The 26,998-nt window shown below is 41.0% G+C and carries 24 protein-coding genes and 3 pseudogenes; 16 read left to right on the top strand and 11 right to left on the bottom strand.

What is annotated here, in order from left to right:
- The first annotated feature begins 24 nt into the window (after nt 1-24).
- The 3 genes from ABJF57_RS18005 to ABJF57_RS17995 all read left to right on the top strand — a co-directional run bounded on the left by ABJF57_RS18005 (nt 25) and on the right by ABJF57_RS17995 (nt 4,769).
- Complete coding sequence (locus ABJF57_RS18005; RefSeq protein WP_462232729.1) at nt 25-819, top strand: carboxypeptidase-like regulatory domain-containing protein; 795 nt, start codon at nt 25-27, stop codon at nt 817-819.
- A gap of 44 nt (nt 820-863) precedes the next feature.
- Nucleotides 864-2,297 carry a pyridoxal phosphate-dependent decarboxylase family protein gene (locus tag ABJF57_RS18000; RefSeq protein ID WP_462232728.1) on the top strand — a complete coding sequence of 478 codons (1,434 nt, stop codon included), beginning with the start codon at nt 864-866 and terminating at the stop codon, nt 2,295-2,297.
- A 117-nt stretch (nt 2,298-2,414) separates the two neighbouring features.
- Complete coding sequence (locus ABJF57_RS17995; RefSeq protein WP_462232727.1) at nt 2,415-4,769, top strand: ABC transporter permease; 2,355 nt, start codon at nt 2,415-2,417, stop codon at nt 4,767-4,769.
- 16 nt (nt 4,770-4,785) lie between these two features.
- Here the strand turns inward: ABJF57_RS17995 and ABJF57_RS17990 are convergent, their stop codons facing one another.
- The 5 genes from ABJF57_RS17990 to ABJF57_RS17970 all read right to left on the bottom strand — a co-directional run bounded on the left by ABJF57_RS17990 (nt 4,786) and on the right by ABJF57_RS17970 (nt 10,121).
- Nucleotides 4,786-5,865, bottom strand: a complete 1,080-nt coding sequence (locus ABJF57_RS17990; protein ID WP_462232726.1) for a BamA/TamA family outer membrane protein — start codon at nt 5,863-5,865, stop codon at nt 4,786-4,788.
- A gap of 9 nt (nt 5,866-5,874) precedes the next feature.
- The gene (locus ABJF57_RS17985; protein ID WP_462232725.1) at nt 5,875-6,495 is read right to left on the bottom strand and encodes an FISUMP domain-containing protein; all 621 of its coding nucleotides are present in this window, start codon (nt 6,493-6,495) and stop codon (nt 5,875-5,877) included.
- A 47-nt stretch (nt 6,496-6,542) separates the two neighbouring features.
- The gene (locus ABJF57_RS17980; protein WP_462232724.1) at nt 6,543-7,115 is read right to left on the bottom strand and encodes a RidA family protein; all 573 of its coding nucleotides are present in this window, start codon (nt 7,113-7,115) and stop codon (nt 6,543-6,545) included.
- Between the two features lie 61 nt (nt 7,116-7,176).
- Nucleotides 7,177-8,391 carry a thrombospondin type 3 repeat-containing protein gene (locus ABJF57_RS17975; protein ID WP_462232723.1) on the bottom strand — a complete coding sequence of 405 codons (1,215 nt, stop codon included), beginning with the start codon at nt 8,389-8,391 and terminating at the stop codon, nt 7,177-7,179.
- 107 nt (nt 8,392-8,498) lie between these two features.
- Nucleotides 8,499-10,121, bottom strand: a complete 1,623-nt coding sequence (locus tag ABJF57_RS17970; RefSeq protein WP_462232722.1) for a M28 family metallopeptidase — start codon at nt 10,119-10,121, stop codon at nt 8,499-8,501.
- Between the two features lie 118 nt (nt 10,122-10,239).
- Between ABJF57_RS17970 and ABJF57_RS17965 the strand changes: the two genes are divergently transcribed.
- The 7 genes from ABJF57_RS17965 to ABJF57_RS17935 all read left to right on the top strand — a co-directional run bounded on the left by ABJF57_RS17965 (nt 10,240) and on the right by ABJF57_RS17935 (nt 17,315).
- Nucleotides 10,240-11,877, top strand: coding sequence for a dipeptidyl-peptidase 3 family protein (locus ABJF57_RS17965; RefSeq protein WP_462232721.1), 1,638 nt, complete (start codon nt 10,240-10,242; stop codon nt 11,875-11,877).
- Nucleotides 11,878-12,558 (top strand): nitroreductase family protein, encoded by a 681-nt coding sequence (locus ABJF57_RS17960; protein WP_462232720.1) that lies wholly within the window; start codon nt 11,878-11,880, stop codon nt 12,556-12,558. It begins immediately after the preceding gene.
- An 88-nt stretch (nt 12,559-12,646) separates the two neighbouring features.
- The gene (locus ABJF57_RS17955) at nt 12,647-15,778 is read left to right on the top strand and encodes an ATP-binding protein (protein WP_462232719.1); all 3,132 of its coding nucleotides are present in this window, start codon (nt 12,647-12,649) and stop codon (nt 15,776-15,778) included.
- A gap of 94 nt (nt 15,779-15,872) precedes the next feature.
- The gene (locus ABJF57_RS17950; protein WP_462232718.1) at nt 15,873-16,061 is read left to right on the top strand and encodes a hypothetical protein; all 189 of its coding nucleotides are present in this window, start codon (nt 15,873-15,875) and stop codon (nt 16,059-16,061) included.
- Nucleotides 16,062-16,167: 106 nt separating this feature from the next.
- A complete protein-coding gene (locus ABJF57_RS17945; RefSeq protein WP_462232717.1) occupies nt 16,168-16,782 on the top strand; it encodes a hypothetical protein in 615 nt (204 codons plus the stop codon).
- Complete coding sequence (locus ABJF57_RS17940) at nt 16,782-17,156, top strand: DUF423 domain-containing protein (RefSeq protein ID WP_462232716.1); 375 nt, start codon at nt 16,782-16,784, stop codon at nt 17,154-17,156. The genes ABJF57_RS17945 and ABJF57_RS17940 overlap by 1 nt, the downstream gene beginning before the upstream one ends.
- On the top strand, nt 17,157-17,315 hold the full coding sequence (locus tag ABJF57_RS17935; protein ID WP_462232715.1) for a hypothetical protein: 159 nt from the start codon (nt 17,157-17,159) through the stop codon (nt 17,313-17,315).
- Nucleotides 17,316-17,373: 58 nt separating this feature from the next.
- Here ABJF57_RS17935 and ABJF57_RS17930 read toward each other — a convergent pair.
- The 6 genes and pseudogenes from ABJF57_RS17930 to ABJF57_RS17905 all read right to left on the bottom strand — a co-directional run.
- A pseudogene (locus ABJF57_RS17930) lies at nt 17,374-18,630 on the bottom strand (thrombospondin type 3 repeat-containing protein); the annotation flags it as partial.
- 27 nt (nt 18,631-18,657) lie between these two features.
- Nucleotides 18,658-18,846, bottom strand: a pseudogene (locus ABJF57_RS17925) (thrombospondin type 3 repeat-containing protein); the annotation flags it as partial.
- Nucleotides 18,847-18,912: 66 nt separating this feature from the next.
- Nucleotides 18,913-19,140, bottom strand: a pseudogene (locus ABJF57_RS17920) (thrombospondin type 3 repeat-containing protein); the annotation flags it as partial.
- A gap of 64 nt (nt 19,141-19,204) precedes the next feature.
- Complete coding sequence (locus ABJF57_RS17915) at nt 19,205-19,450, bottom strand: thrombospondin type 3 repeat-containing protein (RefSeq protein ID WP_462232714.1); 246 nt, start codon at nt 19,448-19,450, stop codon at nt 19,205-19,207.
- A 231-nt stretch (nt 19,451-19,681) separates the two neighbouring features.
- Nucleotides 19,682-21,112 carry a pyruvate kinase gene (gene pyk / locus ABJF57_RS17910; RefSeq protein ID WP_462232713.1) on the bottom strand — a complete coding sequence of 477 codons (1,431 nt, stop codon included), beginning with the start codon at nt 21,110-21,112 and terminating at the stop codon, nt 19,682-19,684.
- A 13-nt stretch (nt 21,113-21,125) separates the two neighbouring features.
- Nucleotides 21,126-21,554 carry an IPExxxVDY family protein gene (locus ABJF57_RS17905; RefSeq protein WP_462232712.1) on the bottom strand — a complete coding sequence of 143 codons (429 nt, stop codon included), beginning with the start codon at nt 21,552-21,554 and terminating at the stop codon, nt 21,126-21,128.
- 114 nt (nt 21,555-21,668) lie between these two features.
- Here ABJF57_RS17905 and ABJF57_RS17900 point away from each other — a divergent pair, with 114 nt between their 5' ends.
- The 6 genes from ABJF57_RS17900 (at nt 21,669) to ABJF57_RS17875 (ending at nt 26,880) form a co-directional block, all read left to right on the top strand.
- A complete protein-coding gene (locus ABJF57_RS17900) occupies nt 21,669-21,905 on the top strand; it encodes an acyl carrier protein (protein WP_089358163.1) in 237 nt (78 codons plus the stop codon).
- A gap of 28 nt (nt 21,906-21,933) precedes the next feature.
- Nucleotides 21,934-23,187: a beta-ketoacyl-ACP synthase II gene (gene fabF / locus ABJF57_RS17895; RefSeq protein ID WP_462232711.1), complete on the top strand. Its 1,254-nt coding sequence runs from the start codon at nt 21,934-21,936 to the stop codon at nt 23,185-23,187.
- Entirely contained in the window at nt 23,187-23,912 is a 726-nt protein-coding gene (gene rnc / locus ABJF57_RS17890; RefSeq protein WP_462232710.1) for a ribonuclease III, read from the top strand. Before fabF ends, rnc begins: the two co-directional genes overlap by 1 nt.
- Nucleotides 23,909-25,735 (top strand): NAD(+) synthase, encoded by a 1,827-nt coding sequence (nadE, locus tag ABJF57_RS17885; protein ID WP_462232709.1) that lies wholly within the window; start codon nt 23,909-23,911, stop codon nt 25,733-25,735. The genes rnc and nadE overlap by 4 nt, the downstream gene beginning before the upstream one ends.
- Before the next feature lie 264 nt (nt 25,736-25,999).
- Nucleotides 26,000-26,203, top strand: coding sequence for a hypothetical protein (locus tag ABJF57_RS17880; protein WP_462232708.1), 204 nt, complete (start codon nt 26,000-26,002; stop codon nt 26,201-26,203).
- A gap of 47 nt (nt 26,204-26,250) precedes the next feature.
- Nucleotides 26,251-26,880, top strand: coding sequence for a hypothetical protein (locus ABJF57_RS17875; RefSeq protein WP_462232707.1), 630 nt, complete (start codon nt 26,251-26,253; stop codon nt 26,878-26,880).
- Nucleotides 26,881-26,998: the final 118 nt, after the last annotated feature.

Genomic DNA, 26,998 nt, shown 5'->3' with positions numbered 1-26,998 from the left:
CATTTCTTCGTTATTGATATTTGAATGGTGAGAATAACCTTAATTTCATTCTTTATTTTCCTTTCGCTGTGCGGGTATTCCCAACGGAATTACCTCTACGGTGTAGTTACTGATTCTGCTTCAGCGGACGAAATGATTGGCGTCCATATCAGAAATCTGCAAGCAGGTCTACTCACCAATACCAATCCAAACGGAACCTTCAAAATCCCAGTTCAACCAGGAGATTCGCTTGAATTAACCTATGTTGGATATAAATCCCTCACCTATGTAATTCCAAATGGTGAGCGAACCGAAGTGATCTATTTTCATCTCTCTCCAGCAGCCACCCAGCTGGCCGAGGTTGAGGTAAATGTCTTTCCTGAATACTGGAGATTTAAACAATTGATCATCGATAGTCAACCCATTGATTCAAGCCTTGTTGTGTTCGGGTTGGACGCCATCCCTCTAAATGCATATGATCTACCTGCCAACGAAACAAAAGTAAGACCACCTGATTATCACGCCCCTGCCATTGCCATAAGTTTCGACATGGGAGGTCTCACCAAAAAAGGGAAGGAACAGAAAAAATTACAAAAAATCCTCGCGCAAAAGGAGATGGAGCGTGTCGCCTATCGCAAGTTTAGTCGGGATTGGGTTGCAGCGGAAACTGAATTGACAGGAGATGAATTGACCGATTTTATTGCTTTTTGTAAGTTCACTCCAAAGTATCTGATAGAAACTTCACTCTTTGATATTCATGAAAATATGATGGCACTTCTCGAGGAATTCAAAGAAAAGAAGAGCGACTCTGGCAATCACCGCTACAATCCAGGCGCTTGATTTAAGTTCTCTGCAGATCAACTTCTTGGCTAAATTTGATGTCGATGATCAAAAAAATTCAAGCTCTTGAAGAAGTTGCTCGCCAGCTAGAACCTAGCGATAGTTCGCTGACTCAGCTCACGCAACAAGTCTTTGACCATAGCAACCGCTTTCTTTCAGATTTGGAAGAAGCCGATGCTTTCACTCAAAATCCGGCACAGGCAATTCCAGATGAGATTCATGATCATCCTACTGCTATGAATGAACTACTCCAATTCATTCATAAGCATGTCGAGAAAGATGGGATCAATGCGGCATCTGGTGGACATATGGGATATGTGCCCGGTGGAGGCCTCTACCCTTCTGCGCTTGGGGATTACCTGGCAGCAATAAGTAATAAGTATGCGGGCATCTACTTTCCAGCTCCGGGTGCTGCACGCATGGAGAATATGCTCATTGGGTGGATGAATGAGCTCATGGGGTTTCCATCAACTGCAACCGGCAACCTTACCTCCGGAGGATCCATCTCCAATCTCATCGCTGTAGTCACCGCTAGAGAAGCCAAAGATGTCAAAGCTCGGGATTTTGATAAACTCGTGGTATACCTTTCAGATCAGACTCATCATTCTTTGCAAAAAGCACTGCGAATAGCTGGATTGGGAGAAGCACAGCTTCGCTACTTGCCAGTAAATGATTCTTTTCGAATGGATGTATCAAAACTGAGTGAGGTCATAAAAACAGATATCGCCAACGGTTTAATACCTTTTTTCATTAACGCTTCATTAGGCACCACAAATACGGGCACCATTGATCCTATTGAAGAAATGAGCACCATCGCAGAAAAGCATAAAATCTGGTTTCACATAGATGCTGCCTACGGAGGCTTTTTTCGACTATTGCCGACGATAAGGGAGCAAACCAAAGGAATAGAAAAAGCTGACTCAATCACTTTAGATCCTCACAAGAGCCTATTCCTCCCGTTTGGAACTGGTGCTGTTTTGATTAAAAACCTGAAGGCACTTTACAAGGCACATCGCTATACAGCTGACTATTTGCAGGACTTGATAGATTCAGATAGTGAGGTAAATGCTGCAGATGTATCGCCCGAACTCACCAAACATTTCAGAGGCCTTCGCATGTGGCTACCGTTGAAACTATTTGGGCTGAAACCTTTTCGTGCAGCTCTTGAAGAAAAAATGCTATTGGCTCAATATTTTCGACAAGAGTTGGGAGCGATAAATAGGTTTGAAGTGGGACCTATTCCAGATCTATCCATTACCATTTTTAGATATATTCCTAGTGAGGGTGATGCTAACCATTTCAATGAGCGGCTGATAAAGGCGATCCAGGATGATGGTCGCATTTTTTTGTCGTCTACGACTATTCATGGCATATTTTGGATACGTGTGGCCGTCGTTGTCTTCAGAACGCACAAATCAAAAATCGAACTACTTCTCGAGATTGTACAAGAAAAAACTCAACAGCTACTCAGCAGATGATTTTGCCCTGGTTAAGTGCTGTATTGTAATTTAACGCACTGTTAAAAAATCTTAATAATTAGCGTTTTAAGCATCGCATGGAGATATTTAATCGTACAGTCTCCAAACTCAACTGCCATGCTCAGAAATTACCTACTCGTTTCCTTGAGAAACATCCGCAAACATTTTACCTATTCATTCGTCAATATTTTCGGGCTTACGGTCGGGCTGGCCTGCACACTGGTCATCGGCATATGGGTCCATCAGGAATACAGTTACGATCATCATTTCAGGCAATCAGACAAAATCTTTCGGGTTGGGGTTAATTTCTTCAACATCGGTGACATGTCTATAGGACCAGATATTTTAAATGAAAAACTCAAAGCTTATTCTGATGTGGAGTACACGACATCTATGGGCTCAAAAGGAGACGTTGTTTTTGTAATCAACGATCAGGAAATGGCCGTAGACAAGGGATTAAAGGCTGATAAAGATTTCTTCAAAGTGTTTTCATACGATTTTCTAGATGGGAATGCTGGCACAGCAATGGATCAGCCAAACACAGTGGTGTTGACAAAAAACACTGCGCTAAAGCTGTTTGGCAGAACAGATGTAGTGGGTGAAACACTTCAAATAAAAGATGACACCAGAACCTACCGGGTCACTGGAGTTGTGGATATCACAGGTCGTTCGCACATCCCTGCAAACATGTGGTTTTCTTTGCAACTTCCATCAAACCTTCAATGGACTTCCGCTTCATCGTACCAATATGTTAAAATGAAAGGAGAAAATCCTGCGGAACGTTTGAATGAAATATTGAATGATCAGCTAAAAGAAATACAAGCCCAATTTGCACCGGATCAATCGGTGGAAGAGTTCACAGCCAGCGGGATATACAAATTCTTACCAATGGCGATTGCTGATATTCACCTAAACTCTGAGCTTAAGTTTGAGCCTTCTCCAGTCGGCAATAGTCAGACCACTCAAGTATTCGCAGGCATCGCTATGCTTATTTTGCTTTTGGCAGGTATCAATTTCATTAACATTTCTACTGCCAGAGCCACCACACGTGCGAAAGAAGTAGGTATTAGAAAATCGCTTGGCACGAACCGAGGTGAATTGATTTTACAGTTCACCATGGAATCCATTTTAATTTGTCTCATAGCAGCAGTATTAGCTCTTGGGGTAGGCGAATTATTCTTGATTACATTCGAAAAGATAACAGGGTTAGAGCTTTTGAAAACCCTATTCGTAAATCCATCTCAGCTTTTGCTGGTATTTGTAGGCGCTGTTGTACTTGGTGTTTTAGCAGGGGTATATCCTGCGATATACATTACCAGGTTTCAAGCGGTAAACGTACTGAAAGGGAAATTAGATACGGGTGAGAAGGGTAACATAAGGAATGGACTTGTCCTTTTTCAATTTTCAATTTCCATCTGCTTGCTTATCGTGGCGATCTTTATTTATAATCAATTGAGATTCATCGAAACCAAAGACATGGGATTCGATTTCGACAATGTGATGGTTGTAGACAACATCCGCTCCCTTCCCAATCAGGGAAAAGTTTTAAAAGAAGAACTGTTAAGGAAATCCTACATAGATAAGATCAGTATCAATGATCGCGTTCCCGCAAACAGCAGCACCCTTTCAATAACTTCAGTTAAGAACAATGAAGAAAAAGAGGTGTACGTACAGCAGTTTTCAGGTGACGAAGACTTAATGGAGAGCATAGGTTTTCGTCTTTTAGAAGGACGAAATTTTTCTGAGCGTATTGCTTCAGATACTGCCGCACTAATCCTCAATGAATCAGCAGTAGCAGAACTTGAGTTGGATGATCCTGTTGGTAAAACACTGAGCAATGGCCAATACAAAATCATCGGCGTGATTAGCGACTTCAACTATGAATCTTTGAAAAAGAAAGTAGAGCCTGCAATGTTGAGTCTGAGCACTGACGACAAAAACAATTTGACAATTAAATTTTCGGGAAGACATTCAGATGAGTTGATTGCTGATATCAATCAATTATGGATTGAGTTGGAGGCACCTGGAAATCCGAGTTACTATTTTCTAGATGAAAACTTTGCAAGACTTGTTGAGCGAGAGAAAGTGCTTTCAAAGTCCGTTTTAATTTTCACGGTCTTTGCAATGTTTATCTCTTGTTTGGGACTATATGGTTTGTCCATTTTTACTGCTGAAAGGAGAACCAAAGAAATTGGAATTAGAAGAGTGCTTGGAGCTTCCATTGCCAGCGTGACCAGGTTACTGTCAAAGAACTTTGCCAAGCCAATCCTCATCGCATTCATCATTGCTTCTCCTGTTGCATACTATGTCGTTCAGGAGTGGCTGTCAAACTATGCCTATCGAGTTGACTTAAGTTGGATGCCGTTTGTATTGGGTGGTGGAATTGCGCTGGCTTTGGGATTAATTACTATCTCCTGGCAGTCTATTCGAGCCGCACTAAAGAACCCAGTTATGAGCCTTCGGAGTGAGTGATTGAGCTGTGGTGACCCTAGAAAGCTTCACTTATGCCAATGTAAATACCCGTTTGACCTCCACGGGCTATTCCAATATCTAATCGTGCGTTTAGCCTGCGTTCTGGAATAATTGCTAAGCGACCACCTATACCTGCCACATACTTAAACTCCGATGGATTAAAATCATCTACATCGAAAGCTACATCCCCTATTCCTGCAAATAGCGTCATGCCAAAACGCCAAAACAGGGGTCTTCGATACTCAACTTGGGTATACATCATTTGTCGATCTCGATACAAACTGGCATTAGCAATTCCTCTCAATCGCTCATCTCCGCCGAGTTGTGGAAGCTTGTAAAAGGGTGTGCCAGTGCCAAAAGTGAGCTGAGTCCTAAACTGAAAAGCCAAAATGTGTTTTTGGTCTTTCAAATCGATATATTTTCGAAAATCTGCCAAGTAGCTGGTGAAACTAAAATCACCTATTTCATTGAATAACAAACGGCTGGAGATAAAGTATCCCTTGGTAGGATATAGTGTATAATCTCGTGTGTCATAGCGGAACGAAGGGCCTATTCCCGCGACATTTCCTCCCTCCAATCCTACAGGTGCGTCTGATTCGAGCATGCCATTCGGAATCTTTTCTCGCAAAGAAGTGAAATGAAAATCAAAGGCTATTCCAACAAATACCTTTTCATTGAAGGGATGCAGCAATTGTCCTTCAATCTGAAAAAAACGATTCGTATACATCTCAGAAACATCAGGGTCTCTATCATTACCTACTCCATAGTAGGAATCCGGGAAATTGTAGTAACGCATGGATGCTGTCAAATTCTTTCCACTGGGAAAATAGTAATCCAAATTCACCGCAGCAATCGCTTGCTTCTTGATTGTATAAATAAAAAAGGGTGTTAAAGTTGACTGGCGTTGAAAGCTTGACTGTGAAGTATCTGAATTTCCCAATACCCAAATGGCCGCACCTCCAAACTGCAAACTTGTTTCAGGAGCGTAGCTGATTGCCGGAAAAATAGCAAAAGAGCTTTCATTAGCAGTGGAATCTGACTGCTGAGAATAACCAAAAAAAGGAAATAACAAGAGAACAATTAAACCTCGGTACACGAAAGGATTTTAATTATGAAATTTCACGCATCGGCAGCTTAGGTAGTGGCTGTCCCCGACTTTCGAGTGATAGATATTTTCATCACCCTTCTTCAACGTGATTATACCTGCAGAATTGCTATCCTTTAATTCATTATCCCACCAGTTGCCATGTACCCCAATTCCTTTGAAGGTACCATCCGGTTGTCCAAAGCCACCAAACTTCATATCCATATCACTGGCTTTGCCTTCGATCAGATATTTACCCGAATGATGCCATCCTCCAAAGAAATGGAACAAGTGTTTCCACTCATGAATAGTGGGTACATGCCATCCATCAGGGCAAGCTAGATTGGCTTGTTCATAATTGTAAAGCCTACCAAAATTGGTTGCATACTCGCTGGTGTTACTATAAGCCTTAGAACCTGGCACATTAAATCTCACATTCTCAGCAAACCAGGTTCGAGTAATCTCTCTGCCATTATGCTCACGTATAAAGGTGATTGTCTGATACACTTTACCATCTCTGGAGTCGGTGTATGTTCCCATTTTATGTGAAAATTTCTTACTCTTTTCTTCTTTACTCTGCGCAGAAGCAAACGTTACGCTAAAGAAAAACAGGCATGTGGCGATAAAATATTTAGCTTTCATATGAGTTTTGTTGGCGATTGAATTCCAAATTTAATAAATATTGAAACCTAGTCTCGTACTTCTACAATCATCTCTATTTCTACGGCGATATTCCGCGGTAAAGATGCCATACCTACAGCGGCACGAGCATGCTTTCCTCGCTCACCAAATACATCAACCATCGTGTCGGAAAAGCCATTGATCACCTCTGGCTGATTGCCAAAATCAGGGGCACAGTTAACCATTCCTAAAACTTTCACTATTCTCACCACCTTATTTAAATCCCCAATCTCCGCTTTCAAAGCTGATAGTTGTGCTTGAGCTACAAGTTTAGCTGCTTCATATCCATCTTCTACAGACAAATCACCTCCAACTTTACCTGTGACGTATCCACCCTCAGGAAGACCAGGCCCTTTACCCGCCATGAAAACAAGATTTCCTGTTCTAACAGCGTTCACATAATTGCCGGCAGGTGCAGCTGGTTCCTTTAGAGTAATTCCCATCTCCTCTATTCTATTCTCTACATCATAGTTGTAAAGCTCTGCGACCTCTTCTTTTACTTCATCATGTGTATGTTCATGCTGATGATCACAAGAAACTATTAGGAAGATCACTGGAAGAAAAAACAATAAAGGTTTCATAGGTTGTAGGTATTTTATGTACGAATAAAGTTACACGACATCTGCGAATCCGTATGAATAACTAAAGTAAATCCAGTATTTTTTGAGATCTGAACAACTCATCGCAATCGCGAGTCAGCACTACTGGTTCTTCTGTAGCTACAATTTCAAAATCTTCAATGCTTAATAAATCTTCAAACATTTTAGGTCCAAAATCATCAAACTGATCGTACTTATTTTGGCTGTAATGATCCGCCATAAATGTAAAAGGAATACTACCTCCGTCGGCTAGAATTGCACCATACTCCTGCAATGCTTTGGCAATGACCTTCCCTGATTCTCCCAATTGATCAAGCGGGTAATTCGATCTCAACCTAAACCTCATTCCATATTTAGGAGCGTCATCATTCTGAGAAGAAGGTCCCCCAGCATGTGTTGCCGGAGGTACAAAAAATCCAGCTCGCATGTTATTGTTCTTCAAAATTATTCGAAGTGCATGCTTTATTTCACCGGCTGCAATTTCATCTGCGGTAACCAGCAAAGGAGCTATTGGAAGTCCTGCTGCATCCGCACTTGTGCACTGTAGGCCTCTTAATTTACTGCTATAGTCGTATTCCAAATCCCAGACCACCGGACACAGTCCTCCTACTCGTTCTCCATTAATCACAGTTGCGTGAAACACCTCATATAGCAATTTATTATCGACATCATGAACAATTAAATGGCAATCCTCACTCAAATTTTCAGCGCATACCAGACCTTCTACTCCTTCAATTCGGGCAGACGCAGGTATTGGAATTTCCCTAAGCTTATCGCACGGCGGATCGCCATACCAATCACCATATTGTAATTCAACAAACTCATCAAATGGCATTTTTGGTGAATTAGCATCTGCTTTTACAATATGCAGAGATGTAAAGTCAATCTGGAATACTCCATTCGTAAGCGGGAACAGATCATTAGATTCGGCCCGTCCTCTCAAAAAACTGATGATGTTGGCTGAGTTTGCATGTACAGTAGCATCTCCAATCTCGGTTGTCCAGGGCATTGGGTTTGAGAAGTATGCTGAGTTTTCTGAAACAATAGTACATGCATCACCAATTCCGTCTCCATTTGAATCTGCTTGATCTGGATTTGGCACATCTATGCAATTGTCAACTTCGTCTCCAACTCCATCACCATCAGAATCAAGAATCGGAATCTCATCATCATCCATCTTCACAGTTGGCGTATTATCACCACCGCAAGAGCTAAGAAACAGAATTACCATTCCTATGATAGAAAGTGTTTTTTTCATTTTAATACTAGTTGGGTTATACAACTCTGCTAGTATAGATTTCCTTTTCACAAAAAAGCAGTACTATCATAGACAATACTGCTTTGATTACGATTTGTATACTGATGCTATTTTTCTCGAATGGATTTAAACTCCGATCCTTCCTTCCATTTCGGCCATTCATCGGAGTTCGCCAATTGCAAGCCTACCTCCATGAGTAAAGTTCCATCCAAAGCCATGCCGTCAAAGGTCCAGCTTTCCGGATGATATTCATCCTGAGGTCGATGATATTGGGTATTCAAGTATATCAAATTCAGACTATCCACATATTCTACTCCTTTGGTCATATGTTCATAAGATCCAGAAGCATATAATGCAGGTATTCCAATCTTAGCAAACTGAAAATGATCAGATCTAAAGAAGTATCCTTTACCTGGATCAGGATCAGGAATGATGTATCTCCCCTGCTTAGCTGCAATTTTCTCCGCAATATCTTCTAACTCCGATTGCCCATACCCTACCACTGTGAGATCTTTCATTGGACCAAATGAAGTGATTCCGTCCATGTTGATATTTCCAACGGTTTGTTTTGGTGCATAGATGGGATTTTGCGCATAATGCTTCGAACCCAAAAGCCCTTGTTCTTCAGCAGTGACCGCCAGAAAAATTACCGATCTCTTCGGTTGATCCATTTGAGCCATGGCCTCAGCAATACCAAGCATGGTTGCCGTTCCCGATGCATTGTCGTGAGCGCCATTGTAAATCGTATCTCCATCTATCTCAGGGCCTACACCTAAATGATCCCAATGCGCTGAGTAAATAATGTATTCATCAGGTTTTTCAGATCCAGTGATCTTTGCAACGACATTTCTTGACTGATCTCTTTTAATCTCATTGGTTACAGCTACCGAAGCATTCAACCCTAGGCTGATAGCCTTGAAATCTTCACTCCTAGATCTTGCAGCATAGTTTTTCATGTCTACATCTGACGCTTCAAAAATTCTGATCGCAGCGTCTCTGGTAATCCATCCCAAAACCTCCGGTTGATACGATCCACCTGTCTGATCTAAATATAAACTGGCGCCCGACCATGAATTTCTCACGACTGACCATCCATATCCAGCAGGAACTGTCTCATGAATTATCAAGCAGCCGGCAGCCCCCTGACGTGCAGCTTCCTCATATTTGTACGTCCATCTACCATAGTAGGTCATGGTTTCTCCCTTGAAAAGGGTAGAATCTTCGGATGCAAACCCTGGATCATTAACCAAGACAACCACCGTCTTTCCTTTCACATCCAGTCCTTCATAGTCATTCCAATTATATTCGGGAGCCACAACACCATAACCGGCAAAAACAAGCTCTGAAGCCTCAATGGAAGTGTTTTCTACTACACGTTCAGTATAGGCGACAAATTCATCCAATACTGCAAGCTCAATTTTCTTCCCATTTCCTTCGATTGTCATGGTTTCTGATGGTTTTGCTGTCAATTCAACAAGCGGCACCTCTTGTGTGTAAGAATCTCCATTGCCCGGCTCCAAGCCAAAAGCCTTGAATTGATCCACCAAGTAGTTCACGGTTTTAATTTCGCCCTCCGTAAAAGGCTTCCTTCCTTGAAAATCATCAGATGCAAGTACTTCTATGTGCGTCTGAAGTGATTCTTCGGATATTTCTGGCGTTGATGTTTCGGAACTTGTCTTACACGAAAGCAAGACTGCTCCCAGAGAAAGAATAGCTAATTTTTTCTTCATAGTTAGGTATTTTCAAACCGCCAATTTAATTCAAATAAAAGAAGTGGGAGATGAACAACTTGGAGCAACCAGATTCTTTTTAACTTCGAAAGTTCCTAACCTTTCAAGTAAAGCTATTATGAAAAAGATATTGACACTGGGACTCATTGGTCTGATCGTAAGCCAATGTGCTGCACCAGAAAAGCCAGAAGAAAAAGTTGCCGAGCTAACTACAATGCAACAGAAGGTGGCCATTTATAAGAATGTTAAATTGACAAGTAATCTTGATCAATTGAGCGAGAATGAAAAGCAAATGATTCCATTAATGATTGAGGTCTCGAAAATCATGAATGAGCTTTTCTGGTATGAAGCTTATGGTAAAAAAGATTCATTATTGAGTTCGCTCACAGATCCAGCCACTAAAAAATATGTGCACATAAATTATGGTCCATGGGATCGCCTCGCAAACAATGAGCCCTTTCTGGATGGAGTAGGTGCTAAACCTGAGGGTGCAAACTACTACCCCATAGATATGACGAAAGAAGAATTTGAAGCTGCAGATCTTGAGGGAAAAGCAAGTCTTTACACCTTTATTCGCCGCGACAAATCAGGCAACCTTATTGCTGTCCCTTTTTATGAGATGTTTTCTGAGCAGGTACAAAGAGCTTCAAGTTTACTTCGCCAATGTGCCGAACTTGCAGAAGATGAAGGTCTTAAAAAATATTTAAGTCTCAGAGCTAACGCTCTATTGAATGATGAATATCAGCCGAGCGATATGGCATGGATGGACATGAAAAACAATGGGCTTGATTTCGTAGTAGGCCCCATTGAAAACTATGAGGACAAGCTCTACAACTACAAAGCCGCACATGAAGCCTATGTGCTCATAAAAGATAAAAGTTGGAGCGATAGGCTGGCAAAATATGCTGCTTTCTTGCCTGAACTTCAGGCTGGACTTCCTGTCGCAGATGAATACAAAGCTGAAACACCTGGTACTGATGCAGACCTCAATGCATATGATGTGGTGTACTACGCCGGCGATTGTAATTCAGGGTCGAAAACCATCGCCATCAACCTTCCAAACGACGAGGAAGTCCAGCTAGCAAAAGGATCCAGGAGGCTTCAGCTTAAGAATGCAATGCAAGCAAAATTTGATAATATTCTTGTTCCCATCGCTGATGTATTAATTCACGCTGATCAACGCAAGCACATCACTTTTGATGCATTTTTTGGAAATACCATGTTTCATGAGGTTGCACATGGTTTGGGAATCAAGAACACCATCAATGGAAAAGGTACGGTTCGTAGTGCGCTGAAGGAACACTCCTCAGCGCTTGAAGAAGGTAAAGCTGATATTCTCGGGTTGTACATGATCACACAATTGCATGAAAAAGGAGAAATCGAAGGGGACCTGAATGATTACTATGTCACCTTTATGGCCGGCATTTTCAGATCCGTCAGATTTGGAGCCGCTAGTTCGCATGGCAAGGCCAATATGATTAGATTCAATTTTTTTAATGAATATGGAGCTTTCTCAAAAGATGCAGAAACAGGGACCTACCAAGTTGACTTTGATAGAATGAAAGAAGCCATGGATGCACTATCTGAAAAAATTCTGACCCTTCAAGGTAATGGTGACTATGATGGGGTAGCTCAATTGGTAGAAGAAAATGGAAAAATTGGAGAAGTTCTTCAATCTGAATTAGACAGGCTATCGGAAAAAAACATCCCGGTGGATATTGTATTTGAACAAGGTGTTGAAGTATTAGGATTATAAATGGAAAAAAGAGAGATCAACGGTCATCCTCATGTTTCGTATGAGCGTGACATTTACAGCCCAGAAGAGGCGGAAAAAAGAGCAAAGGACTATTATAAATGGCTAGACACGCGTAGAACCGTGCGGGACATTTCTGATAAGCCGGTAAGCAGGGAACTAATCGAGCATCTGATAATGGCTGGGTCAACGGCACCATCTGGTGCACATAAGCAGCCCTGGACTTTTTGCGCTATTTCGAATGCAGCTATTAAAAAAGCAATACGGGAAGCGGCCGAAAAAGAAGAATATGACAGCTATCATGGTCGCATGAGTGAGCGATGGATCAAAGATTTGGAACCAATAGGCACAGATTGGAACAAACCTTTTCTGGAAGAAGCTCCATGGCTAGTGATCATTTTTAAGCGTGTGTTTGAGATGGAAAACGGAGAGAAGAATAACAATTACTATGTGAACGAGTCGGTAGGTATTGCCTGCGGAATGATTATCTCAGCGATTCACAAAGCTGGGTTGGTTACACTTACTCATACACCTTCTCCAATGAATTTTCTTACAAAAATTCTAAACCGCCCAGACAATGAGCGTCCGTATCTCCTCCTCCCTATCGGATATCCGAAGGATGAGGTTTACGTTCCAGACCTTGCCAGAAAGCCGCTAGAAGATGTCGCAGTGTTTTACGAATGATTGGCAGGATATTGAAGTAAGTTGGCAGGATTGCTAAAACTCCTACTTATACATTTACTTCGAAATCCACCTAATCACGCATAACACCGTGGGTAGAATAAGCTTCCTTGATCTATTCATGGGAGCTTTTTTTACCTTTAGTCAGCAAGCCACCATGGTCATGAGAAGTTTAACACTCCTTTCATTCATTATAATCCCATTTTTATCCTTCACACAGGATTTTGAATATTGGTATGATTCTGCTGACAACAATGTGAGAAATTTTAAGATCGCCAACCCCGCCATAGAACAAGCATTGCTGCTTGTTGAAAGGAAAGATTCTGCCAGATGGATCCGAGCATTGCAGCTAAAAAACGAGATTGATTTTTTTGATGGTAGTTCTGGATCTTTTTTGGCGATCAGAACGGACACCATTGTTCGATTGGCTAGTAGAATTAAAGATTTTGCCTTCGCTTGTAAGAGCTATATCGATCAGGGGTATTACTACAGACGCACAGATGACAACTATCAAAAAGCTGAAGAATCTTATCACAAGGCCTTGGATTTGGCTAGTGCGAATGATCTTCCTCAATCGATAGCAGACGCTAACAATGCACTAGGAGTAGCAAACTTTTACAGAGGCAATCATAGAGAAGCACTTGAGTATTATAAGGCTGCATTGCAACAATACTTAAAGGTCAACGATTCAGCACGGATGTCTAAATCATATAACAACATTGCAATCATCTTCAAAAATCAAAAAAATTATCCCAAAGCCATAGAGTACTACCTGGAGTCAATACGCATATTTAGAAAGGCTGGTAAGAATTCGGATCCGAGAATTTTAGCAAACCGACTGACTAACTTGGCCATGGCTTATCAGGAGGTAGATGCTTTTGAAGAATCTGAGAAGGCCATATTGGAAGTCATTGAGATTGACAGGACACACAGCAAGTTTGATGATTTCCTCTTCACGCATGTACTATTAATTGAAAATCATAACAAGCAAGGGCTTTTCAGAGAAGCTATAGATCTATCATATCAAATGGAGGCGAAAAGTGACTCCATCAGTCATGATGTGCTCAAATGGATTTTTCAAATCAGGAGAGGTTGGGTTTATCAAGACCATGCTATGAATGATAGTGCATTGTATTGGTATGATCAGGCAATTGGCATAATTGGCAAGGATGGATCTGGCGAAGATTATGAGTATTACAAAAACAGAGGCGAAGTGCTCGTTGCCTTGGGAAAATATAGGGAGGCAATTCAGTCAACACAAAAAGGATTGGAGATTGCTTTAGACGTAGGAGTGAAAAATTGGATCGTTCAGCTTTATGGCCTGCTCTATAAGAGCTATAAAGGATTGAATCAACATGAAAATGCCCTATTAAATCATGAACTCTATCGCTCATATCAAGATTCTTTGTGGACAGAGGACAAATCCATTGAGATCGGACTAATGCAAAATGAATTTGAGCTACTAGAAGTTGAAGCTAAAAATCAACTATTAGCATCAGAAACGGCATTGCAGCAGCAAAAAATTCGATCTCAAAACTTCATCATAATCTCGATAGGGACGATTGTAGTTCTTCTTTTTTCTATTGCGCTGATACTTCGAAAACAACTAATTATCCGCAAGGAATTACTCCTAAAAATTGAGGGGCAATCCGCCAAGCTAAAAGAACTGGATCAAGCAAAGACTCGTTTTTTTGCCAACATATCACACGACCTTCGTTCGCCCCTGACTTTAATATTGGGATCGCTGGATAAAATCACTGAACGTGACTATGATATATTGGATAAAGAGTCCAAAGAGCTTCTACGCTTGGGCATCAAGAATGGCAAGCGTTTGCTTTATCTAGCTGATGAAATCATGGATTTGACTCGTCTGGAAGAAGGTAAAATCACACTCGAATTACAATACGTCAAAATTGTCCCATACCTAAGGTTGCTCACGAAAATGTTTAGCAGTGCGGCGGACATTAAATCCATCGAACTGAAATTTACAACCCACGCCGAAGATGAAACTACCCTTCAAATTGACCCACATCAGTTCGAAAAAATCATCTATAACCTTTTATCCAATGCCATCAAATTCACTCCTGAAAATGGCGCTGTAGATGTGCAGGTAAATACAGATAAGCAGCACCTGGAAATCGTGATCTCAGATTCAGGTCCTGGTATTCCGAAAGAAAGCCTCAACTTGATCTTCGATCGATATTATCAATCTTCAGCAACTACAACCTCTCAAGCCGGTGTAGGCATAGGTCTGGCGCTTGTTAAGGAGCTGGTGGAGTTGCATGGTGGAACGATCAATGCCTCTAGCGCTGAAAATGGCTCGGTTTTCACCATTCGCTTTCCTTTCAAGAAGAGTGACTGGATATCCAAAGCCATTATTCCTGAACGCTCACTTGATGTGATCACGCGGAATTCTTTATGGATGGATTTGCAAGAAGAGAAAGATCGCTTGCAAGTACCTGGCATCAAAAACACAGATAGCGAAGCTCAAGCTGTGTTAATCGTTGAAGATCACAAAGAACTAAGATCTTACCTGCAAAGCATTCTCAACACTGATTTTCGAATCTATTTAGCTGCTAATGGCGCAAGTGCACTTGACATACTTCAATCAGAAAAAATTGACCTGATCATCACAGATTTGATGATGCCATACATGGATGGATTTGAATTGGTAGATCAGTTGAAAAATGACAAGGAATTGAAAAAAATTCCGATAGTTGTGGTGAGTGCACGCACAGATCGAAAAGAAAAGCTGGATTTAATATCAAAGGGAGCGGAAGATGTGATAAGTAAGCCTTTCGATAAGGATGAACTTATGATAAAAATCCAGCATATCATGCAACGCGATTGGGATAGTAGCAAGACACTTTCCAAACTGTATGGTGAAAGCGCTGAGGAATTTGAAAAGAACATCATGTCGCGGCTCGAAAATTTAATTATCAAAAGAATTGACGATCCGCACCTTTCTGTGCTTGACCTTGCCGACGAAATGGCCGCCAGCGAAAGAAAAGTCTACCGGATGATCAAGAAGATTTCCGGCCTCACTCCTTATGAATTGATTAAAGAAGTGCGCTGGCAATTTTTGGAAAACTATTTGACGAACAATAAGGTACGAACAGCGACGGAAGCAGCACAAATAATTGGCATGAACAATGTAAGTTCGTTTTCTACTCAATATAAAAAACGCTTTGGGCACTCATTTAAAGATGTTTTAGCTTCTTAAGTACAGATTGGCAGGAATTGAAAGGAAGTTGGCAGGAATCATAAATTAAACCTTCTCACCTTCGATATGTCAAAATCAAATAAATGCCACCACCATGCAAGTAATTTGGTACAACACCTCAGCTCAATCGTATCAGTTTGGAAGCTATGAAGAATTCCAAACGACAATGTCCGGAAAACCCAACGAGATTCTCGCACTCGAACGATTCCGCGACGCCTCTGAAAGAACGTTGATAAAAATTGTCTCTGAATTGAATAAGTGTCAATTATCGAGACTAAGATAATCCCCTGACTAGGGATTTTGACTATAGCTGGTTGACAAACCCTGACCCCTGAAATCTTCAGGACGTCAGGGTTTTTTATCTTTACACAAACACCCCATTTTCCATCATGAGAATATTAACCATTCTACTCGTGCTAATTCCGTTTTTAAGCTTCTCTCAAGCAAGGAATGCAAGTGACCTTAGAGCCAACGATTTAAAAAAATATGAAATAAGGAGCGCGCAGATCATGTATGAAATATCTGGTGACGCAAAGGGTCAAGAAATGATGACTTTTGACAATTATGGTTGGACGAGTTTACGCCAACAGGAAATGACTTTCGAACTTTATGGGATCTCCAGTACACAGACAGTTTATGAAATAATAGACGGTGATTTTGCATATCGCCTCAGTCCAGATGATTCAACTTATTTACTCAGAAAAGATGTGAAATGGAGTCAGCAGGCCTCATATAAAGATCCAAGTCAGGTTTCTGAAGCTATTTTGTTCTCTATGGGAGGCACTCAACAAGCTGATTCAACGCTTGATGGACGAAAATGTCAGGTCTGGACTTTTGAAGGAAAGGCCATCAAGGAAATGTGGATTTGGAGAGGGCTTGTACTCAAACGTAAAGCCAAATTAGGTGATCGCAACATCGAAACCATTGCCACTGAAGTGAGTGTAGATATCTCGCCAGAAGCTGCTCTTTTCAGCATCCCCAACTACTTTCGATTAAAGGAATAATGCATAAACTTTTTTTTATTATCTCTTCCATTTCTGGAATGTTAGCCGTTAGCATAGGTGCGTTTGGAGCGCATGCGCTAAAAGATAAATTGACCACAGATGGAACACTTGCCACTTTTCAAACTGCAGTACAATATCAGTTTTATCACACATTGGCATTGGTCGGTGTAGCACTGTTAATGATCAAGTATGAAAGTCAGTGGCTCAATTATGCTGGGTACAGCATGACATTTGGCATTCTGATATTTTCAGGATCATTGTACCTGCTTTGCTTTACTGGCATGAAGTGGCTTGGAGCCATTACGCCTATCGGGGGTCTTCTCTTTATTTTGGGCTGGTTCTTCCTTTTAATGACTGCTTTAAAAACACACTAAATGAGTACAAAAGAATGTCCTTCTTGTGCAATGGAGGTAGATAACAAAAGTAAGGTCTGCCCTATTTGTCAATACGAATTTGCTGAATTCAGCATCGGTTACCGATGGATTGCCATTGTATTGATTATTACAATGCTTCTCGCCTTTTTCGTTTTCTAGCACAGAAAAAAAGGATTGGTGAGTCCAATCCTTTTTTGTTTATCTAAAGAAAGATTACCTAGTCAGTTTCAATTGTATTCCCGTAAACATCCAATAGGGCTATTTTGAAATGCGACAGATGTGACTCCTCTACATTCCTGACCACAACATCGTACACTTTGGAAGGCAACCCAAAAAGCTCATGCCCACTTTCGGCGATGGGATAGTAATGATTGGGGTGATCTGTGCTGCCAGGATAATCCTTATGAAAATCATCTTTGCGACCTTCATAAAGACTGGAGATTTTGCTGTGACCATTGAACGGATACGAAAAGATCGACAATGAAGCATTTACATGAGGCGTATCTCTATCTGAGGCTGCATCAATGGTTTGTCTTTGTTCAAAGTTCAAAACACCGCTCAATCCCATTTGCTCATTGTCAACACGAATTTCGACTAGGGAAAGCACGTTACCCCGAAGAGCAATACGAATGTAAGCCTCTTTCCTTGTTTCATCATACCCTAACAAAGTGATGTATACATCATTCGGATCCTTGAGCGCTTTATAGTACGCAGACACATTGGGATCAAGAAGGCGACCGGGGTGAATATATTCTCCATCTACTCGCAAATCCCAGTGAAGGTGGCAAGTTGAGGCTCCTTTAGAGCCCATGTATCCAAGCATCTCTCCTTTCGCGACCGGCACATCATCATCGCCTGAATCAATTCTAAACTTTGGCTCAACGTAACTTTGGTGTCTGTATACCATCCTCACATCTACTTCCGTACCATCGGCATAGCGCAAAGGCTCATCGCATTTGATATAAATATCATTTTTCTCTTCTCTGAAGTTGTAAACGACTCCTGCACAAGCACTGTAAATAGGCCCTGGAAAAGTAGGGTTTGATGGTTCATCAGAATCTGGACAATGATATGAAATCCCATTAAATGTCAATTGATCACTAAAATCAATCCCGCCATGCAAATCTTGCTGAAGTGTGGAGGTTTGGTAGGACAGAAACCTGGGGCCATAGCTAGCTTTCACCAAAACATTGTCCTCAGAAGGGGCATAGGTTGTACTTGAAAACAAATCTGACGGAAGTGGCGAAACAAGATCATAAGCACTATTTTCATTTGATCGCTTCTCCATATTCACGTCTAAATAGCTAGATAAGGTATAGGAAATAGGAAGTACTAAGCCAGAATCGCAAGCATCTCCAATGCCATTATCATCTGCATCTGCCTGATCTGCGTTGGCCATCTCAGGACAATTATCAATATCATTGTTTACTCCGTCTCCGTCCAAATCTTCATCACATACATCACCTATTCCATCTTGATCAAAATCAGCCTGATCAGCGTTAGGTATATCAGGACAGTTGTCAGCGTCATTGATTACTCCATCTCCATCCAAGTCATCCTGACATGCATCTCCGATACCATCATCATTCGTATCTGCCTGATCTGGATTGGGGATTTCGGGGCAGTTGTCTTCAGCATTGACTACTCCATCCCCATCCACATCATCATCACAAGCGTCTCCAATACCATCTCCATCAATGTCTGACTGATCAGAATTAGCTGTTTCAGGGCAGTTATCCTCACCATTACTTACTCCATCTCCATCCAGATCGTCATCACACACATCTCCAATACCATCTTGATCGGCATCCGCCTGGTCTGCATTAGACGTTCCTGGACAATTGTCCTCAACATTATTTACGCCATCACCATCCAGGTCATCTTGACAAGCGTCTCCAATGCCATCCTTATTGGTGTCAGCCTGATCTGCATTTGGTGTGTTTTGACAATTGTCTTCACTATTTTCGATACCATCGCCATCAATGTCATTATCACATACATCACCAATGCCATCTTTGTCAATATCTGACTGATCTTGGTTGGGTGTTTCAAGGACAGTTATCCACGCTATTATTTACTCCATCTCCATCCAGGTCTTCATCACACACATCTCCAATCCCATCCTTGTCCGCATCAGCCTGATTCGCATTGGTTATCTCAGGACAGTTGTCTTCATTATTTTCAATTTTGTCCCCATCTGTATCAGGATTTCCAGGATTCTCATCTTTACTGCAAGACATAATGATCGAAGTAAAAGTCACCATCCAAAGGAATCTTTTTAAGTTTTTTCTCATTGCTTATTTGATAAAGTTCAATTTCAGATTCGAATGATAGAGAACTTTCAAACGCGACCATTATTAAATGGAGGATTAAGAAGGTAGGCTTACTAAATGTCTACCTAAAATGATACTAGTCATATACTAATAGAGAAAATGGACTTTATTCTTAGGCATTGATCATTGGTGCAAACTCAACACCAAATGAATTAACCAAAGTGGGTTCAAAAAGAATTTTGAAAAATAAGCCTACTCCACCACCTGAATTTTCATCATATTGGTGTGGCCATGCCAATGTTGCGGCATAGAAGAAGTATTAATGAAAATATCTCCCTTTTTGAGATTTCCAGTATCGATTAATTTCTTTTCTATTTCAACCAGTGTATCATCAATGTTTTCGTGCGAATCATAATAAAAGGTTTTCACACCCCATACCAAACACATTTGATGAAGTAATTTTTCATTATTCGTAAATAAATAGATGCCAGCTCGTGATCGATGCATAGCTGTCCTAAATCCTGTATAGCCTGATTTAGTCATGCAGACTAATGCTCGTGCACCCGTATTCTCAGCCAATCTGCATGCTGCGCGGATGAGGAGGTCGTTTGCTCGTGTGCTTGATTCAAACTGCTTATCGTAATACTTGTTGTAAATGGAATCAGCTTCTGTCTCAACCGCCATTATAGTTTCAGACATCTTCTGCACGGCTTCAATTGGAAATTTACCTGCGGCAGACTCTGCTGAAAGCATCAAAGCATCTGCTCCGTCCATCACCGCATTCGCTATATCATTTGTTTCTGCTCGTGTTGGTCGAGGGTTTTCAATCATGCTTTCCATCATCTGAGTAGCAATGATTACCGGCTTTGCGGCCTGATTGCATTTCTCAACAATCTTCTTCTGCCACAGCGGTACTTCATGCATAGGAATTTCAACCCCTAGATCTCCACGAGCCACCATTATTGCGTCCGTCTCCTCAATGATTTCATCAATGTTTTTTAGCGCTTCAGGCTTTTCGATCTTGGCTACTACCTTGGTATCTTTTCCTGCATCAGCAATGATCTTTTTGAGTTGCCTAATGTCATCTGCCTTTCGAACAAAACTCAATGCCACCCAATCCAAATCCTGAGATAGTCCAAAGGTTAAGTCTGCTAAATCTTTTTCCGTTAAGCAGGGAGCCGACACCGCAGTATCTGGTAAATTAATTCCCTTGCGAGATTTTAAAACACCCCCATGAACGACTTCTGTCACTACCCTATCGTTGGATACAGCTAGTGTTTTCAACTCAATATTTCCATCATCTATCAGAATGGTATCGCCAGCCTTTACATCATTTACAATCTCTTTGTATACGGTGCTCACTTGTTTATCATCGCCCTCTTGGTCATTGGTAGTTATGATCAGTTCCTGACCATCTTTGATCTCCACCCCGCCATCTTTCATGAGTCCTATTCTAATCTTAGGGCCTTGCAAATCTTGAAGAATGCCAACATGATAATCCTTCTCTTTGCCTATTTCGCGGATATATCCCTTCACTTTCTTATGATCATCATGTGTGCCATGAGAAAAATTCAACCTCAAAACATTAGCTCCTGCCTCAATTAATTTAGTAATGGTCTCTTTGTTATTACTTGCAGGACCAATAGTCGCTACAATTTTTGTTCGTTTTGTGATTGAACTCATATAGTAATTATTATTAATAGAGGAGGTTTTCTTTTGATTTTAAAGAATCAAATTTAAGCCTCATTGCATACTCAACAACTGAAATACTCTTAATTCTTACGCTAACGTTTTCGAAAGTAAGCTCATCCGTCCGATCCCTGAATTTCAATAGGAAGTCAAATTGTTTGAGTTCTGGCATCAGTAGTTTGGTCTTAATGTTCCCGCTTCCAACCAATTTATTTTGAAGAAGTTCGATCGAAACAAAATCTGTCTCAAACGAATAATTGGAGATCAAAATGGACGTATTGTCAGCATATTCGATTTTTATATCGTCTTGTTTGATCAAAGTAATATCAAGAGCCTTGTTTAAGTTCCATGCAAGCTTGTATTCTTTTTTGTTGCAAACAAGGCCAAACAATTCAAAATCAATGGCATAACCACTATCTAATTTGTTTTTCTTCATAGAAAGTGCAAGCTAAGACCTAAATTCGCAACAGATAAAGTGTTCGAAGACTAATTTGATTTTAGTTTGAGAATATATTTCTTTGCAATTCATTTTTAACCAAACATTACAAAAATGTCTGAAATAGCACAAAAAGTAACGTCAATCATTATTGACAAACTAGGTGTAGAAGAGTCTGAGGTAACTCCAGAGGCAAGCTTCACCAATGATCTAGGAGCTGACTCTCTTGATACAGTAGAGTTGATCATGGAGTTTGAAAAAGAATTCAACATTTCTATCCCTGATGACCAGGCAGAAAACATAGCCACTGTAGGTCATGCTATCTCTTATCTAGAAGAAAACGTTAAGTAAGTCAACCAACTTAGCTTATTAAAAACCTATGGAATTAAAACGAGTCGTTGTAACCGGAATTGGTGCCCTTACCCCTTTGGGAAATACTAAAGATGAATATTGGGATTCTTTGGCCAAAGGTGTAAGCGGTGCGGCTCCTATCACTCGTTTTGATACCGAAAAGTTCCGCACAAAATTCGCCTGTGAGGTTAAAGGATTTCAAGCGACAGATTTTCTAGATCGAAAAGAAGCTCGCAAAATGGATCCTAATACCCAGTATGGGATGGTCACAGGTGAGCAAGCGATACAGGATTCAGGAATGGATCTTGACAGTGTTGACAAATCGCGTATTGGTGTAATCTGGGGGTCAGGAATTGGTGGATTCAGCACGTTTCAGGATGAAATGATGAACTTTGCCAAAGGCGATGGCACCCCTCGCTTCAATCCATTCTTTGTTCCCAAAATGATTGCGGACATTACTCCAGGTCTTCTTTCCATTAAATATGGATTTATGGGACCAAATTTTGCTACCGTATCAGCTTGTGCTTCTTCTAACAATGCCATTACAGATGCCTACGCCTATATCCAATTGGGTAAGGCAAATGCTATCTTGACTGGTGGATCAGAAGCTGGCGTTATAGAATCTGGTATTGGAGGATTCAATGCCATGAAAGCGCTTTCTGAAAGAAACGACTCTCCAGAAACAGCATCCAGGCCCTACGATAAAGATCGGGATGGATTTGTGCTTGGTGAAGGAGCCGGAGCAATTATGCTTGAAGAATTGGAGCATGCGAAAGCTCGAGGAGCTAAAATTTATGCTGAAGTACTGGGTAGTGGCATGTCAGCTGATGCATATCACATCACACAACCACATCCTGAGGGTACAGGCATTGAGCTGGTCATGAAAAATGCACTTGCTGATGCCGGTCTTACTGCGGATAAGATCGACTATTTAAATACACACGGAACATCCACCCCACTGGGTGACGCTGGTGAAATAAAAGCCGCACAGCGTGTGTTCGGTGGTAACGCCGAAAGGATGAATATAAGCTCTACAAAATCCATGACCGGCCACCTGCTTGGTGCCGCAGGCGCTGTAGAATTTATTGCCTGCCTAATGGCCATTGAAAAGGGGATTGTACCTCCTACAATCAACCATTTTACAGACGATCCTGAAATTGATCCTAAGTTGAACCTTACCTTCAACAAGGCCCAAGAAAGAGAAGTAAACATTGCCATGAGTAACACTTTTGGATTTGGCGGTCACAATACTTCCATCATCATCGGCAAATACAAAGGCTAGTGTCTTCGTTTCCGAAAAGATTATCGGGCCGACTACTCAATTCACTAAAATCCGAAAAAAAACTTCGTCAGTCCTTTAGATTGATCACTGGAAGATCTCCGATCAATTTGGCGCTTTATAAGCAGGCTATGCGTCATAGCAGCGTTGCCTCCATCAATGAGCAAGGGATCAAAAATTCATATGAGCGACTAGAGTATCTGGGAGATGCTATTTTGGGCATGATTATCGCCGAATACCTCTACATGAAATATCCTTTTAAGGAGGAGGGTTTTCTTACCGAAATACGGGCTAAAATCGTGAATCGTGAATCGCTGAATAGACTTGGCCAAAAAATAGGATTGAAAGAGCTTGTACAGTACAATCAAAATTCAAGAGCACATCGCTCAGTATATGGAGATTGCATGGAAGCATTGATTGGGGCTGTCTATTTAGATCATGGATTTGAGTACAGCAAGCGCTTCATTATTAAAAAACTCATAAAACCGCACTACGATTTAGAGGAACTGGTTTCCAAAATCACCAATTATAAAAGTAGATTATTGGAGTGGTCTCAAAAGGAAAACAAAGATTTGAAATTTGAGATCATAGACGAAGAAGACCGAAAGTTTACTGCTCAAATTTTCATCAATGATCAAGCCATGTCGAAAGGCTTTGGATTCAGTAAGAAAAAAGCTGAGCAGGATGCAGCCCAAAAGACCTACGTGGACCTTAACTTAGACCAATGAGTCGTAGACTAAAGCTGGCAGGTGCTTGCCTCAATCAGACCCCAATTGATTGGGCAAATAATCTTCGAAACATTACTTCAGCAATTCAACAGGCGAAGGAAGAAAAAGTTGACATCCTTTGCTTACCTGAATTGTGCATTACTGGTTATGGGTGCGAAGACCTATTTCTTAGCCAATGGCTGCCAGAAACTGCTCTCGAAAAACTGCTTGAGATCATTCCATATACCAACGGAATCGCCGCGACCGTAGGTCTTCCCCTGCGGCACAAAAATCAAATCTTCAATACCACTTGTCTCCTATTTGATGGCGAAATACACGGATTTTATGCCAAACAAAAACTAGCCAACGATGGGGTTCACTACGAACACAGATGGTTTACGCCCTGGCTTTCGGGCAAAACATCAGAAATAGAGATCGGAGGCAAGAAGTATCCTTTGGGACACATTACTGCCAATTTTAAAGGCCTCACGATTGGGTTTGAAATTTGTGAAGATGCCTGGCAGCCTGACCGTCCATGTGAGCACCTAAACACGAAAGTTGACTTAATTCTGAATCCAAGCGCCTCTCATTTTGCTTTTAAAAAAGCAACATTTCGCGAAGAGTTAGTAACCAAAAGCTCTCAGCTTTTTGATTGTGTTTACCTTTATGCCAACCTACTAGGTAATGAAGCTGGCAGAATGATCTACGATGGAGACGTGCTCATTGCGCAAAAAGGAACCTTGATCGGAAGAAACCATCGTCTTTGGTTTCACGATTATCGATTGCTGGCAGTGGAAGTTGATTTCGATGCTGATACAGCAACAGCAAACATCAAGGAAGACTACAAAAATCAAAACGAAGAATTCTCGCATGCCGCATCTTTGGCACTGTTTGACTACTGTCGGAAAAGTAGAAGCAAAGGCTTTGTACTATCCCTGAGCGGTGGCGCCGACTCCAGTACAATTGCAACTCTGGTAAGTTTTGCTGTTCGGACAGGACTTGATCAATTGGGTAAAGAAAAATTGGAGGGTAAGCTCGGATTTAAGTTAATGGGCGATACAGCAAAAGAAATCACCAGTCAATTGCTCACAACAGCATATCAGGCTACAGGGAATTCGTCAGCTGCTACTTTCAACTCTGCAAAAAACCTTGCAGGTAGTTTAGGAGCTGTTTTCTACAACTGGAACATTGATGATGAAGTGGACCAATATCGCTCCACCATTGAAGCTGCGATTGGCAGAAACCTGACTTGGGAGCAAGACGACATCACCCTACAAAATATCCAGGCACGCGCCCGTTCCCCGATCATATGGATGTTGGCAAATCTGGAGCACAAGCTATTGCTGGCTACCTCTAATAGAAGTGAGGGAGATGTCGGCTATGCCACGATGGATGGAGACACCAGCGGAAGCATCTCTCCCATTGCTGGAGTAGATAAATATTTTGTATTGCAATGGTTGAGATATGCTGAAAATGAGCTTGGCTTTGATGGGCTCAACGACGTAAACAGACTAACTCCGACTGCAGAGCTAAGACCCGAAGATCAGCACCAAACGGATGAAGAAGACTTGATGCCCTATGAAGTCTTGATGCGAATAGAACGCGAAGCGATTCTCAAAGGTCAATCACCCAGGCAAGTCTTTGCATCACTCAACCATGAATATGATCCAGAAAACCTCAAAGACTGGATCAAGAAGTTCTTTCGTCTCTGGACAAGGAATCAATGGAAACGTGAACGCTATGCCCCAAGCTTCCACTTCGATGACTTCAACATTGACCCGCGTTCATGGTACCGATTCCCTATTTTGAGTGGTGGGTATATGGAGGAGTTGGAAGAATTTTAAGTGAATAATTACAGATGTAAACCATTTGTATACACTATTTCTTATGTACCTGTATTAATTATATGGAATTTTTCAATCGGTGGTCTTTGCAAGAATACATCATGAAAATTATAGTTTGGGAATTTTTAAACCGAAAGGAAAAGTCACTCGCTTAACGAGTATTTAAACTTAATGAGTAGTGAAGTATAATTATTCTGAGCACCATTGGGAATAAATCCCAACCTCTACTCTCTAAGAGCAGAGAACACTCATAAAATAATTATAATGGAAAAAGTTAAATCACTATCGAAACTAAAAAAGGGAGTACTTATCGGGGTTTTTTCTTCAGTATTTATGCTTGGATTTACAGTGAATGCAGAAGCTAAATTCTGGGGAAAGGAAACTGTGCGAATTCCAAATGAATTCGGATACGTAGAATGTGTTGATACATATAGATTCTGGATTCGCTGGAAATCGGATTGCAATTAAAGTCAATTCATTGAACCCGATTATTTCGGGTTCATACCCTTATAAATATGAAAAATACTACAATTTTTATTTTCCTGTGCGCCACATATATGGCACAATCTCAAAATCTAAAAGACACCACCTATGTCGCAAATGTCACTCTGGATGAGGTTGTTGTTTTTGGTGAAAACAAAGTGCGGACCACAAAAATCGGATATCTAAAAAAAGAGAACTTCACATTTAGTCTTTATCAGAATTACGAGATCGGAGTTTTTATTAGAAATTCCAGCGAATATTCCAGAATAAGTGACGTTTATCTCATGGTAAACAATGATCTGCCCGATAAGTGCGAAATAGAACTAAATTTTTATGAATTTAATGATCGCCCCACCAAACTGATCAATACAGTAAATGCCAAAGTACTACCCTTGAGTAAAAAGAAGCAGGTCATAACAACTAGCGATAATATTGATATTGAGTTTCCTAAGGAAGGAATATTTGTGTCGACTAGAATTAAATCAGAATTAAGTAAAGATGATAAGCTGCGTTTTAAAGTTTATCTATCAGAGAAATACAACTCTAAATCAACATTTATCAGAGGATCAATTTATGGAGATTCCTGGATCGAATTTTCTGAACTAAAGATTCGGAATTTAAATTCTATCAATGTGTGCTATGGTGTTTTTGCAAAAAAATAATAGTAACATCAATCAACTTCGTCAATTTTAATTCAGATCAGCTTTCCCCCCTGGTACCGTTTCCCTATTTTGAGTGGTGGGTATATGGAGGAGCTTTCTGAAATAGAACCTTAACTTT

Origin of the sequence: Ekhidna sp. (assembly GCF_039940915.1) — a bacterium.
In the GTDB taxonomy this organism is placed as follows: domain Bacteria; phylum Bacteroidota; class Bacteroidia; order Cytophagales; family Cyclobacteriaceae; genus Ekhidna.
This window is presented reverse-complemented; position numbering and strand designations above follow the sequence as displayed.